At 71.8% G+C, this 11996-nt stretch carries 12 protein-coding genes; 6 read left to right on the top strand and 6 right to left on the bottom strand.

Features of this window, described 5'->3' with window-relative positions; translation table 11 throughout:
• The first annotated feature begins 45 nt into the window (after window positions 1-45).
• From OG937_26095 to OG937_26085, 3 genes are all read left to right on the top strand, one after another.
• Complete coding sequence (locus OG937_26095; GenBank protein WUD74920.1) at window positions 46-654, top strand: 50S ribosomal protein L25/general stress protein Ctc; 609 nt, start codon at window positions 46-48, stop codon at window positions 652-654.
• Between the two features lie 69 nt (window positions 655-723).
• Complete coding sequence (pth, locus tag OG937_26090) at window positions 724-1326, top strand: aminoacyl-tRNA hydrolase (protein ID WUD74919.1); 603 nt, start codon at window positions 724-726, stop codon at window positions 1324-1326.
• 48 nt (window positions 1327-1374) lie between these two features.
• Window positions 1375-1869: a hypothetical protein gene (locus OG937_26085; GenBank protein WUD74918.1), complete on the top strand. Its 495-nt coding sequence runs from the start codon at window positions 1375-1377 to the stop codon at window positions 1867-1869.
• A 55-nt stretch (window positions 1870-1924) separates the two neighbouring features.
• Here the strand turns inward: OG937_26085 and OG937_26080 are convergent, their stop codons facing one another.
• A complete protein-coding gene (locus tag OG937_26080; protein ID WUD74917.1) occupies window positions 1925-2293 on the bottom strand; it encodes a glyoxalase in 369 nt (122 codons plus the stop codon).
• 5 nt (window positions 2294-2298) lie between these two features.
• The gene (locus OG937_26075; protein ID WUD74916.1) at window positions 2299-3120 is read right to left on the bottom strand and encodes a trans-aconitate 2-methyltransferase; all 822 of its coding nucleotides are present in this window, start codon (window positions 3118-3120) and stop codon (window positions 2299-2301) included.
• 121 nt (window positions 3121-3241) lie between these two features.
• On the opposite strand from OG937_26075, the gene OG937_26070 reads away from it, so the two are divergent.
• Together OG937_26070 and OG937_26065 are read left to right on the top strand one after the other, a co-directional pair.
• A complete protein-coding gene (locus OG937_26070; GenBank protein WUD74915.1) occupies window positions 3242-3739 on the top strand; it encodes a MarR family transcriptional regulator in 498 nt (165 codons plus the stop codon).
• Between the two features lie 242 nt (window positions 3740-3981).
• The gene (locus OG937_26065; GenBank protein ID WUD74914.1) at window positions 3982-5556 is read left to right on the top strand and encodes an SH3 domain-containing protein; all 1575 of its coding nucleotides are present in this window, start codon (window positions 3982-3984) and stop codon (window positions 5554-5556) included.
• 75 nt (window positions 5557-5631) lie between these two features.
• Here the strand turns inward: OG937_26065 and OG937_26060 are convergent, their stop codons facing one another.
• The 4 genes from OG937_26060 to galT form a co-directional block, all read right to left on the bottom strand.
• Window positions 5632-6429 carry a response regulator transcription factor gene (locus tag OG937_26060; protein ID WUD74913.1) on the bottom strand — a complete coding sequence of 266 codons (798 nt, stop codon included), beginning with the start codon at window positions 6427-6429 and terminating at the stop codon, window positions 5632-5634.
• A gap of 512 nt (window positions 6430-6941) precedes the next feature.
• Window positions 6942-8087: a galactokinase gene (galK, locus tag OG937_26055; GenBank protein WUD74912.1), complete on the bottom strand. Its 1146-nt coding sequence runs from the start codon at window positions 8085-8087 to the stop codon at window positions 6942-6944.
• A complete protein-coding gene (gene galE / locus OG937_26050) occupies window positions 8084-9073 on the bottom strand; it encodes a UDP-glucose 4-epimerase GalE (protein ID WUD74911.1) in 990 nt (329 codons plus the stop codon). Before galE ends, galK begins: the two co-directional genes overlap by 4 nt.
• Before the next feature lie 99 nt (window positions 9074-9172).
• Entirely contained in the window at window positions 9173-10222 is a 1050-nt protein-coding gene (gene galT, locus OG937_26045; GenBank protein ID WUD74910.1) for a galactose-1-phosphate uridylyltransferase, read from the bottom strand.
• Between the two features lie 103 nt (window positions 10223-10325).
• Between galT and OG937_26040 the strand changes: the two genes are divergently transcribed.
• Window positions 10326-11996 carry a sodium:solute symporter family protein gene (locus tag OG937_26040; protein ID WUD74909.1) on the top strand — a complete coding sequence of 557 codons (1671 nt, stop codon included), beginning with the start codon at window positions 10326-10328 and terminating at the stop codon, window positions 11994-11996.

Here is an 11996-nt window from a genome sequence, read left to right as displayed (position 1 = left end):
GCGACCGACCGAAGTCCCGTCGTCATCACGAGGAGTGTGATCCCCATGTCCGAGGTGAAGATCTCCGCGCAGCTGCGCACCGAGTTCGGCAAGGGCGCCGCCCGCCGCATCCGCCGCTCGCACCAGGTCCCCGGTGTCATCTACGGCCACGGCCAGGACCCCAAGCACGTCGCCCTGCCGGGCCACGACCTGCTGCTCGCCCTGCGCACCCCGAACGTCCTGATCAGCCTGGACATCGAGGGTGACGGCACCGAGCTGGTCATCCCCAAGGCCGTGCAGCGCGACCCGCTGAAGGGCTTCCTGGAGCACGTCGACCTCCTCTCGGTCAAGCGCGGCGAGAAGGTCACCGTCGAGATCGTGGTCAGCACCGAGGGCGAGCTCGCCCCCGGCGGCAACCTGCTGGAGCACGTGCTCAACGCGCTGCCGGTCGAGGCCGAGGCGACCCACATCCCCGACGGCGTCACCGTCTCCGTCGAGGGCCTGGAGGCCGGTACCTCCATCCTCGCCAAGGACATCCCGCTCCCCCAGGGCACCACCCTGGCCGTCGACGAGGACACCGTCGTCCTGCAGGTCGTCGCCGCCCAGGCCGAGGCTCCCGCCGAGGGCGAGGGTGAGGGCGCCGAGGGTGAGGGCGCCGAGGCCGCTGCCGAGTAAGTACGGCAGCACCCGCAGTTCCCCGGCCGCCGTCCCGCTCCGCAAGGAGCGGGACGGCGGTCCTGTTGAATGGACGACATGAGCATGAGCGCAGCGGAAAGCGCCCCCGAGGGGCCCTGGCTGGTGGCCGGTCTGGGCAACCCCGGACCGGAGTACGCCGGCAACCGGCACAACATCGGCTTCATGGTCGCCGACCTGCTCGCCGACCGGATCGGCGGGCGCTTCAAGACCCACAAGAGCCGGTCCCAGGTCGTCGAGGGGCGCATCGGCGGCCGCCGTGTCGTACTGGCCAAGCCGATGACGTACATGAACCTCTCCGGAGGCCCGGTGACGGCGCTGCGCGACTTCTACAAGGTGCCGCTCGGCAACCTCGTCGCGGTCCACGACGAGTTGGACATCGACTACGCCACCCTGCGTCTGAAGAAGGGCGGCGGCGACAACGGCCACAACGGCCTGAAGTCGATCACCAAGTCCCTCGGCCCCGACTACCTGCGGGTCCGCTGCGGCATCGGCCGCCCCCCGGGGCGGATGCAGGTCGCGGACTTCGTCCTGAAGGACTTCTCCTCCACCGAGCGCAAGGAGCTCGAGTGGTTCGTGGACCGGGCGGCCGACGCGGTCGAGTCGCTCGTCTGCGAGGGGCTGGAGAGGGCGCAGGGCACCTACAACGGTTGACCATCGAAAGGTTGACCGAGTGCCATGCAATGGCCAAGGATCGCCCGCATGGTCAAACGGAGTCTCGCCCGCCGCACCGCCGAGAGCGCCTGGGGGCTGCTGCTGGTCGGCCGCATCGTGCTGCTGAGCGCGCTGGTCCTGCTCATGCTGGCGGCCGGGGTGTGGACCTCGTGGAAGACCGCCCAGCACGTCATGCTCACCAAGGGCCGCGAGCAGGGCACGATGACGGTCTCCACCTGCGCCGCCGACACCTGCACCGGCCCCTTCGTGCCGGAGGGTCTCGGTTCACTCCGCGGGAAGGTGACGATCGACAAGGCGGTCACCCACCGCACCGGCGAGCGGATACCGGTCGCGGTCAAGCCCGGCACCGACGACGTGGTGCGCACCGGACTCGCCGGTGTGCTGCACGCCTGGGTCCCGCTGGGCGGCGCCCTGCTCCTCGCCTCCCTGGTCCTGGCCGGGGGGCTGCGCTGGCCCCGCACCGCCTGGACCGCCGCCCTGGCCGGCGCCGCACTCCTGGGAGCGGCCTTCCTCACGCTGTGACGGCTGTGCCGCCCGGAGGCGCCGGGCCCCGCGGAGGGGCGGCGCCGCCGGGGTGTCACACGGCGTCGACGGGCTCCAGGAACTCCAGACGGTTGCCGAACGGGTCGTCGGTGTGGAAACGGCGATGGCCCGGCAGGTCACCGTCCCAGACGACCGCGGCCCCGCGGGACTCCAGCCGGTCCGCGTAGGCCCCGATGCCGCTCACGCGTAAGCCCGGATGGGCCTTGCGGGCGGGGCGGAAGTCCTCCTCCACGCCGATGTGCAGCTCGACCGGGCCCGCGGCGAACCAGCAGCCGCCACGGGCGGCGAGCACCGGCGGCTTGGGGACCTCGCTCATCCCCAGGACCCCCGCGTAGAAGGCGCGCAGGATCTCCTCGGAGCCGGGCGGGGCGGCGAGCTGGACGTGGTCGAGGGCGGTGATCATCGGGATCACCCCGCTTTCCGTGCGACGGCGAAGATCCGCCGGAAGGGGAAGACGGTGCCGTGCGGCCCCGCCGGGTAGGCCTTGCGCAGCAGGTCGCGGTACTGGCCGAGGAACTCCCCGGTGGCCTCCGGGTCGTCCTCGAGGGCGGTCAGTACCGGGCGCAGCGCCGTTCCCTTCGTCCATTCGAGCACCGCGTCCTCGCCCTGCAGGAGCTGTACGTACGTGGTCTCCCAGACGTCGACGTCCACCTCGACGTCGGGGATCTCGATGAGGCGCTCCAGGTAGCCGGGGGGCTGGAGGATGTGGACGTAGCGGCGGCCGTGGCCCTCGCCGAGGCGGTCGCGCCAGGCCGGGGAGTCGCAGAGGTCGCCGAGCAGCGCGTGACTGGGCGAGGTGAAGTTGCCGGGGACCTGGAAGGCGAGGACGCCGCCGGGAGCGAGGTGCTCGACCCAGAGGGGGAACCGCTCGGCGTGGCCCTCGACCCACTGGAGGGCGGCGTTGGAGACGATCAGGTCGTAGGTGCCGTCGGGGACCCAGTGGCCGGCGTCGGCGGGGCGGAAGGTGAGGCTGCCGCCCCCGGCGGTGGGGCCCTCGTAGGCCCGGGCGGCCTCCAGCATCTCGGCGGAGCTGTCGAGACCGGTGATCCGGGCATCGGGCCAGCGCTGCGCGAGCAGGGCGGTCACGTTGCCGGGGCCGCAGCCGACGTCCGCGATCCGCGGGCTCGCGCCGGGCAGCTCCGGTATCCGGGCCAGCAGGTCGTGGAAGGGGCGGGTGCGGTGGGTGGAGTGGCGGAGATACTGCTGGGGATCCCAGGCTGCTGCGGGCATGTTTCGAACTCCCTGGCGAGAGATGGATCTCTTCCTGCCGCCGACCTTGCCCACAAGGTTCCAGAGCTAATCTCTTGATGTCAAGAGACTTCATGTCGACACAACCCTTACACTGATCTCCATGGAGGACGAGGTCGATCGGCTGGTCGCTGCGTGGCGCAGGGAGCGCCCTGACCTCGACGTCGAACCGCTCGAGGTGCTCAGCCGGGTCAGCCGGCTGGCGAGGCATCTGGACCGGGCCCGTCGGCTGGCGTTCTCCGAGCACGGTCTGGAGCCCTGGGAGTTCGACGTGCTGACCTCCCTGCGCCGCGCGGGCGCGCCCTACCAGCTCTCCCCCGGACAGCTGCTGACCCAGACGCTGGTCACCTCGGGGACGATGACCAACCGGATCGACCGGCTCACCACGAAGGGGCTCGTGGAGCGGCTGCCCGACCCCTCGGACCGGCGCGGCGTCCTCGTACGGCTCACCCCGGAGGGGCGGGACCGGGCGGACCAGGCCCTGGCGGGCCTGCTGGCCCAGGAGCGGGCCATCCTCGGCGAGCTCTCCGGCCGCCAGCGGGGGGAACTCGCGAACCTGCTCCGACAGTTGACCGCGCCCTTCGACAACGTCCCCGGTTGACGCTGATTACCCGGCGTAACCGCCAGGGAATGATCACAAACGGCCACGCTCCGCCACCGGTTGCGCACACAAAGTGGCGCACTTAGCGTGATGTCCGTGAACGCCGCTTAAAGGCTCAAATGGCCACTTTTGCGGCTGCCGGCGCACCACATTCCGACAACGTCAAGTGGAAGGCAGTCGGGGCGCGTCCGGCTTCCATTTCCCTGGACCCCGCCGGGTCCCGCTCCACCTTGGAGATGCAGATGACTCTGCACACCCGCGCAAGCAAGATAGCCGCAACCGCGGTGACCGGCGCCTTGGCCGGCACCCTCGCCATCGGCACCATGGGCACCGCCTTCGCCACCGACGGCCGGCCTGCCGCCGGGGTGCCTGCCGCTCCTGGACCGGACGGCCAAAGTGAACTCGTTTCCCCTTCGGAGCGCCTCCGGGACCTGTCCCGTGAAGTAGCGGTGAAGTCCGCACGCTCCCCCAACGCGGCCCTGTTCCAGGGCCGCGTCGTCGCCCGTACGGGTCTGCGCGTCCGCAGCGGACCGGGCGTCCAATTCGCCAGCGTCGGCGTCATCCCCTTCAACGCCCTGGTGGCCATCGTCTGCAAGTCCGTGGGCAGCCCCATCAGCGGCAACCCCCGCTGGTACCAGCTCAGCGGCAACCTCTGGGCCTGGTCCTCGGCCCGCTTCGTCGCCAACGTCGGCCCCGCGCCCGGCTGGTGCAGCGGCACCGGTGGGGTTGGCGGCGTCGGCGGGGTCGGCGGGGTCGGCGGCGTCGGTGGTATCGGCGGCGTCGGTGGTATCGGCGGCGTCGGCGGAGTCGGCGGAGTCGGCGGAGTCGGCGGAGTCGGCGGCATCGGCGTCCCCGGCTTCGTCGGTGGTATCGGCGGCATCGGCATCTGCCGCAACAACGGGCGCGGCGGCCGCGAGCACGGCCGCGGCGACGAGCGCTTCAACGGCGTGGACGACCCGTTCCGCGAGGACAGCCGCGCCGAGGAACCCCTGGACAGCGTCGCCCTCGCCAAGCGCAGCGACGGCCCCGGCGGTCGCGGCGGCCCCGGCTTCGTAGGCGGTGTCGGCGGAGTCGGCGGTATCGGCGGAGTCGGCGGAGTCGGCGGTGTTGGCGGAGTCGGCGGTGTTGGCGGAGTCGGTGGAGTCGGCGGCATCAGTGGCGTCGGCGGTCCGGGCTTCGTCGGCGGCCCCGGTGGTATCGGTGGTATCGGCGGAGTCGGTGGCGTTGGCGGAGTCGGCGGTATCGGCGGAGTCGGTGGCGTCGGCGGTATCGGTGGCGTCGGCGGGCCGGGCTTCGTCGGCGGAGTCGGCGGAGTCGGTGGAGTCGGTGGAGTCGGCGGTCCGGGCTTCGTCGGCGGAGTCGGCGGAGTCGGCGGAGTCGGCGGTATCGGCGGTATCGCCGGTCCCGGCTTCGTGGGCGGCCCCGGCTTCAACGGTGGCTTCAACTGCCGTGACAACGGCCGGGGCGGCAACCGTGGTGACAACGGCCGCGGGGACAACGGCCGCGGCGACAACCGCGGCGACAACGGCCGCGGCGGTAACGGTCGGGGCGACAACGGCCGGGGCGACAACCGCGGCGACAACAACCGCGACCCCTTCGACGACGCGGGTGACAACAACCGTGGCGACAACAACGGCCGCGACCCGTTCGACGGCCTCAATGACCGCGGTCAGGAGAACGGTCACCGCGACCGTGCCAACGACCGTGACACCAGCCGCTCGACGCCGACCACCGGCGTCGGCGGTGACCGCCCGGCGCCGACCACCGGCGTCGGCGGTGACCGCCCGGCGCCGACCACCGGCGTCGGCGGTGAATGACCGCGGGTATCCGCGGTGACCCGGCGGGTCGCTCTCCCCGGTCACGGGGAGGGCGATCCGCCGCGCTCCATGCCGTCAGACGTGCTGCACCGGGGCCGCGGAACCCACCCGGCCGCCCTCTCCGTCGGCCGGTGGCACCCCGGCCCGCCGGGCCAGCGCCACGGCGGCCAGCGTCGAATGCACGCCCAGCTTGCCCAGCACGTTCTGCATGTGGGTGCGGACGGTGTGCGGCGACAGGTACAGCCGCTCGGCGACCGCCTTGCGGCCCAGGCCGGCCACCATGCAGCGCAGCACCTCCTGCTCGCGCGGGGTGAGCGACTCCACCAGCCGCTCGCTCTCCGTCCGGTGCCGGCGCGCGGCGGTCAACTCCCGCAGCACGCCGGTGAGCAGGGCGGGCGGCAGATGCGTCTCGTCCCGCAGGACGCCGCGCATCACGGCCAGCAGCCGGGACAGCGAGCAGTCCTTGGCGACCCAGCCGGAGGCGCCGGCCTGCAGGGCCCGGGCGGCTCGGCGCGCGTCGTCCCGCTCGGCGAGCACGACCGTCCGGGTGGCGGGGTGTTCGGACCGTACGCGTTCCACCAGGGCGATGCCGTCGAGTCCGGTCTGGGCGCCGCCGTCGGCGGCGCCGAGCGGGGCGGCCCTGGGCGCGCCCATCACCCGGACCCCCACGGCGGACGTCGTCCCCAGGTCGGCGTCGACCAGCAGCACGTCGTAGCGGCGGCCGTCGGAGGCCGCGCGTTCCAGGCAGCGCTGGGCAGCCGCCCCGCTCCCGGCGGCCGAGACGTCGACATCGGGCTCGGCCGCGAGGGCGGCCGCGAGCGATTCGGCGAAGATGCGGTGGTCGTCGACGACGAGAACGCGGATTCGTCCCACGGGCCCCACTCCCGGCATTCGGCACTTCCCCCCACGGACGAGGTCGATGTGCACGGAGGCCCGGCACCTGGAGCGGACGCCGCACGCCGCCGGGCTAGCAGCCGTCCCCAACCAGGTGCCGAACCCTTGTGTCTCGCCCCCTGATGCCGCCGGCCCCCACCGGCGCTGCCAAAAAGCGTAGGGGCAGGAGCAGACAAAGGCGCCCGAATGGAAAAACTTGCGGGACGGAGTTCCCCCGGGACGTGCCGAACCGTGGCCCACGGTGCGGTTTTCCACAGCGGTGGACGGAGAAAGGCGTGCCGAGCCGCGGCAGCGCCGGTGGGGGCGTCCGGCACCGCCGATCACCCGTTGCTCGCGTCGATGCGCGGCACGGACGCGGACCGTGAACTCCCCGTCGTCGTCCACGCGGTGCCCGACCACCCGCCGGGCGTGACGGACTTCCTGCCGGCCAGGCGTCCCACGGCAGGGAGCCGGCCCTGAGGCCCGGGCCGGCTCCCTCCCTCCGCAACGGGTCAGACCAGCCGGCGGGCCCCCGCGGACGGCACCGCGGTGAAGACCCGCGGCTCGCGGTGGCCGGCCGTGGCGAAGGCCCCGACGATCGCCTCGGCGGTCTTCTCCGCGGCGGACTCCTCCACCAGCACGATCGCCGAACCGCCGAAGCCGCCGCCGGTCATGCGCGCGCCGAGGGCGCCCGCCTCCACACCGGCCGACACCACCAGGTCGAGTTCCGGGCAGGAGACCTTGAAGTCGTCGCGCAGCGAGGCGTGGCCCTCGGTCAGCACCGGCCCGATGGCACGGGCGTCGCCCGTCTCCAGCAGTTCGACGACCCGCTCGACCCGGCGGTCCTCGGTGACCACGTGCCGTACCAGCGGCCGCAGTTCGGGGTCCTCGACGCGGGCGAGGGCCTCGTCGAGCCCGTCGTACGGGATGTCCCGCAGCGCGTCCACGCCGAGCAGCGCCGCCGCCTCCTCGCAGCCCGCCCGTCGCTTGCCGTACTCGCCCTCGCTGTGGGCGTGGGTGACCCGGGTGTCGACGACGAGCAGCCGCAGGCCCTGGGAGGCCATGTCGAAGGGGATCTGGCGCTGCGACAGGTCACGGGTGTCGAGCCACAGGGCGTTCCCCTCGGTGCAGCACGCCGAGGCGGTCTGGTCCATGATCCCGGTGGGGGCGCCCACGTAGACGTTCTCCGCGCGCTGGCAGAGCCGGGCGATCCGCCACCGCTCCAGGCCCAGGCCGTAGAGGTCGCCCAGGGCGACGGCGGTGACGACCTCGAGGGCGGCCGAGGACGACAGGCCGGCGCCGGTCGGGACGGTGCTCTCGAAGTGGATGTCGGCGCCGGTGATCTCGTGCCCGGCGTCGCGCAGCGCCCAGATGACGCCCGCGGGGTAGTCGGCCCAGCCGGCACCGCCGCCGGGCGCGAGTTCGTCGACGTGCAGTTCGACGACGCCGGCGGGGACGTCCGGCGAGCCGCTGTGCAGCCGCAGCCGGCCGTCGGCGCGGCGGGCGACCGCGGCGACGGTGGTGTGCGGCAGCGCGAACGGCATCACGAAGCCGTCGTTGTAGTCGGTGTGCTCGCCGATCAGGTTCACCCGGCCGGGGGCGGCCCAGACCCCTTCGGGGCCGGTGCCGTACGTGGCGCGGAAGCCGTCCTCGCTCACTTGGCGCCCTCCCGGTCCCGCAGGTCCTGCGCGAAGGTCCAGGCGTCGCGGACGATCTCGGCGAGGTCGGTGCGCGAGGGACGCCAGCCCAGGCGCTCCATGGCCCGCTCGGCGGAGGCCACCAGGACGGCCGGGTCGCCGCCGCGGCGCGGGGCGACGACCTCGGGGACGGGGTGACCGGTGACCTGGCGGACGGTCTCGATGACCTCGCGCACGGAGAAGCCGTTGCCGTTGCCGAGGTTGCAGATCAGGTGCTCGCCGAAGGCGGGCGCGTCGACGGCGAGCAGATGCGCCTCGGCCAGGTCGGCGACGTGGATGTAGTCGCGGACGCAGGTGCCGTCGGGGGTCGGGTAGTCGTCGCCGTAGACCGAGATCGCCTCCCGGCGTCCCTGGGCGACCTGCAGCACGAGCGGGATGAGGTGCGACTCGGGGTCGTGGCGCTCGCCGGACACCCCGTAGGCGCCCGCGACGTTGAAGTAGCGCAGGGAGACCGCCGCCAGGCCGTGGGCGACGGCCTCGCTGGTGATCATGTGGTCGACGGCGAGCTTGGACGCGCCGTACGGGCTGGTCGGCAGCGTCGGGTCGTCCTCGGTGATCGGGACGGACTTCGGCTCGCCGTAGGTGGCGGCGGTGGAGGAGAAGACCAGCCGCCGGACCCCGGCGTCACGCATCGCCGTGAGCAGGTCCAGCGTGCCCACGACGTTGTTGCGCCAGTACTTCTCGGGGTGGACGACGGACTCGCCGACCTGGGAGCTGGCGGCGAAGTGCAGCACGGCGTCGTAGGTGGCGTCGAGCACCTTCGCCGCGTCCTGGACGCGCCCCTCGACGAAGTCGGCGCCCTCGGGGACGCCGTCCCGGAAGCCGGTGGACAGGTCGTCCAGGACGGTGACCCGGTGCCCCGCCTCCAGCAGATGGGCCGCCACGACGCTGCCGACGTAACCGGCGCCTCCGGTGACCAGAACCTTCTTCGTGCGAGGGTCGCTCACAGGGTCACAGCCTTTCTCGGGTTCGACTCGGGGCCACGGTAGCGGCGCCGGATGAACACGCGCCGGTAGGGGGCGGGGTGACGATCATGGGTGCGCCGCTCACGGGGAGGCGACCTCCCTCAGGCGGCTCGCGGCGGTCTCCGGCGGCACGTCGTTGATGAAGACGCTCATGCCGGACTCGGAGCCCGCGAGGTACTTGAGCTTCCCCTCGGTGCGGCGGATCGTGAACAGCTCCAGGTGGAGCGCGAACTCCTCGCGCTGCGCACTGCTGAACGGCGCCTGGTGCCAGCCGGAGATGTACGGGGTGGGCGGCGCCCCCTCGGGACCGAACAGCCGGTCGAAACGGCGGAGCAGTTCCAGGTAGAGCCCGGGGAACTCGGCGCGGGCCGCCTCGTCCAGGGCCGTGAGGTCCGGCACCCTGCGGCGGGGGTAGAGGTGCACCTCGTACGGCCAGTGCGCGGAGTACGGCACGAACGCCGTCCAGTGCTCGCCATCCAGGACGACACGGCTGCCGTCCTCGCGCTCGCGCGCCACGAGGTCGTCGAAGAGGTTGCGGCCGCCGGTGGCCTCGCGGTGCCGCTCCAGCGAACGCAGCATCAGCTCGGTGCGCGGGGTGGCGTACGGGTAGCCGTAGATCTGGCCGTGCGGGTGGCCGAGGGTGACGCCGATCTCCTCGCCGCGGTTCTCGAAGCAGTAGACCTGCTCGACGCCGGGCAGCCGGGAGAGTTCGGCCGTGCGGTCGGTCCAGGCGTCGAGGACCAGCCGCGCCTGCTCGGGGGTGAGGTCGGCGAAGGACTTGTCGTGCCGGTCGGTGAAGCAGACGACCTCACAACGGCCATGTTTTCCGCTGAGCGAGGGAAAGCGGTTCTCGAAGACGGCCACGTCGTAGTGGTCTTCCGGGATCTCGCTCAACCGGCCGTCCCGGGACGGGCACAGCGGGCACTCGTCCGCGGGCGGGTGGTAGGTGCGGGCCTGGCGGTGGGAGGCGATGGCGACGAAGTCACCGAGCAGCGGGTCGTGGCGGATCTCCGAAGCGCTGGTCACCGGGTCCAGCGGGCGGCGGTCGACGGCGTCGCGGGGCTCGTCGTCGCGCAGGTCGTAGTAGATCAGCTCGCGCCCGTCGGCGAGCCGGGTCGATGTCTTCTTCACCCTGCGGGCTCCTCACACCACACCAACAAACAGAACCAAACACAATGAACCACAACGCAACAGCAACGTCAACGGAGACCCCGTTGCGGGGAGTGATCACACCATGCAGAACCTGGCAGAAGGGCTACGGCTCCCCACGAACGCGCTCGACTACTCGATCCTCGCGATCTACTTCGCCGTCGTCCTCGGCATCGGTTTCGCCGCCCGCCGCGCCGTCCGGACCAGCCTCGACTTCTTCCTGTCCGGCCGGTCGCTGCCCGCCTGGGTCACGGGTCTGGCGTTCATCGCCGCCAACCTGGGCGCCACCGAGATCCTGGGGATGGCCGCCAACGGCGCACAGTACGGGGCGTACACGGTGCACTGGTACTGGATCGGCGCCATTCCGGCCATGGTCTTCCTCGGCCTGGTGATGATGCCGTTCTACTACGGCTCCAAGGTCCGCTCCGTGCCGGAGTTCCTGCTGCACCGCTTCGGGCCGGCCTCGCACCTGCTCAGCTCGATCATCTTCGCGGTGTCCGCACTGCTGATCGCGGGGGTCAACCTCTACGCGATGGCGATCGTGCTGGAGGCGCTGATCGGCTGGCCGCAGTGGGTGGCGATCGTCGTCTCCGGCTTCTTCGTGCTCTTCTACATCACCCTCGGCGGCCTGTCCTCGGCCATCTACAACGAGGTGCTGCAGTTCTTCGTGATCCTCGCGGCGCTGATCCCGCTCACCGTCGTCGGCCTGAAGCGGGTCGGCGGCTGGTCCGGACTGACGGACTCGCTCACCGACTCCCACGGCGCCGCGTTCCTCAGCGCCTGGGACGACACCGGCATCGGCTCGCCGAACCCGCTGGGGGCGAACTGGCTGACCATCGTGCTGGGCCTCGGTTTCGTCCTCAGCTTCGGCTACTGGACGACCAACTTCGCCGAGGTGCAGCGCGCCCTGTCCGCGAAGAACCTCTCGGCCGCCCAGCGCACCCCGCTCATCGCCGCGTACCCCAAGATCTTCATCCCGCTGATCGTGGTCCTGCCGGGACTGATCGCGCTCGTCATGGAGCCGGGCATCGGCAAGCCGGGCAGCGGGCTCCAGTACAACGACGCGATCCCGGTGCTCATGCGCGACCTGCTGCCCAACGGCGTCCTCGGCATCGCGATCACCGGGCTGCTCGCCGCCTTCATGGCCGGCATGGCGGCCAACGTCTCGTCCTTCAACACCGTCTTCACGTACGACATCTGGGGCGCCTACGTACGGCGCGACCGGCCCGACCGGTACTACGTCACCACCGGCCGCGTGGTGACCGCGATCGGCGTGCTGATCGGCATGGGCACGGCCTTCATCGCCTCGTCCTTCAGCAACATCATGAACTACCTGCAGACGCTGTTCTCGTTCTTCAACGTGCCGCTGTTCTGCGTCTTCATCCTCGGCATGTTCTGGAAGCGCTCCACCGCGGCGGCCGGCTTCTGGGGGCTGCTGAGCGGCACGGTCGCCGCGATGATCAACTACTTCGGGTTCTACAAGGGCGGCCTGATCTCGATCCCCAGCGACCAGGGCGCCAACTTCGTCTCCGCCATCGCCGCCTTCGTCGTCGGCGGGGTGGTGATGGTCCTCGTCTCGTGGTTCACCAAGCCCAAGCCCGTCGAATCACTGGCCGGACTCGTCTACGGGACCACCTCCCCCGGCATGGCAGAGCCGCCCGCCAAGGGCGACGACGCCTGGTACCGCAGGCCCGCACTGCTCGGCTGGGGCGCCGTCCTCCTGGCCGTGCTGTGCTACATCCCCTTCTCCCTGTGA

Origin of the sequence: Streptomyces sp. NBC_00510 (assembly GCA_036013505.1) — a bacterium.
In the GTDB taxonomy this organism is placed as follows: domain Bacteria; phylum Actinomycetota; class Actinomycetes; order Streptomycetales; family Streptomycetaceae; genus Actinacidiphila.
This window is presented reverse-complemented; position numbering and strand designations above follow the sequence as displayed.

Coding starts and splice junctions, on each gene's coding strand:
- OG937_26040 (WUD74909.1), top strand. CDS start 10,326: ATGCAGAACCTGGCAGAAGGGCTACGGCTCCCCACGAACGCGCTCGAC.
- pth (WUD74919.1), top strand. CDS start 724: ATGGACGACATGAGCATGAGCGCAGCGGAAAGCGCCCCCGAGGGGCCC.
- OG937_26075 (WUD74916.1), bottom strand. CDS start 3,120: ATGCCCGCAGCAGCCTGGGATCCCCAGCAGTATCTCCGCCACTCCACC.
- OG937_26085 (WUD74918.1), top strand. CDS start 1,375: ATGGTCAAACGGAGTCTCGCCCGCCGCACCGCCGAGAGCGCCTGGGGG.
- OG937_26080 (WUD74917.1), bottom strand. CDS start 2,293: ATGATCACCGCCCTCGACCACGTCCAGCTCGCCGCCCCGCCCGGCTCC.
- OG937_26095 (WUD74920.1), top strand. CDS start 46: ATGTCCGAGGTGAAGATCTCCGCGCAGCTGCGCACCGAGTTCGGCAAG.
- OG937_26065 (WUD74914.1), top strand. CDS start 3,982: ATGACTCTGCACACCCGCGCAAGCAAGATAGCCGCAACCGCGGTGACC.
- OG937_26070 (WUD74915.1), top strand. CDS start 3,242: ATGGAGGACGAGGTCGATCGGCTGGTCGCTGCGTGGCGCAGGGAGCGC.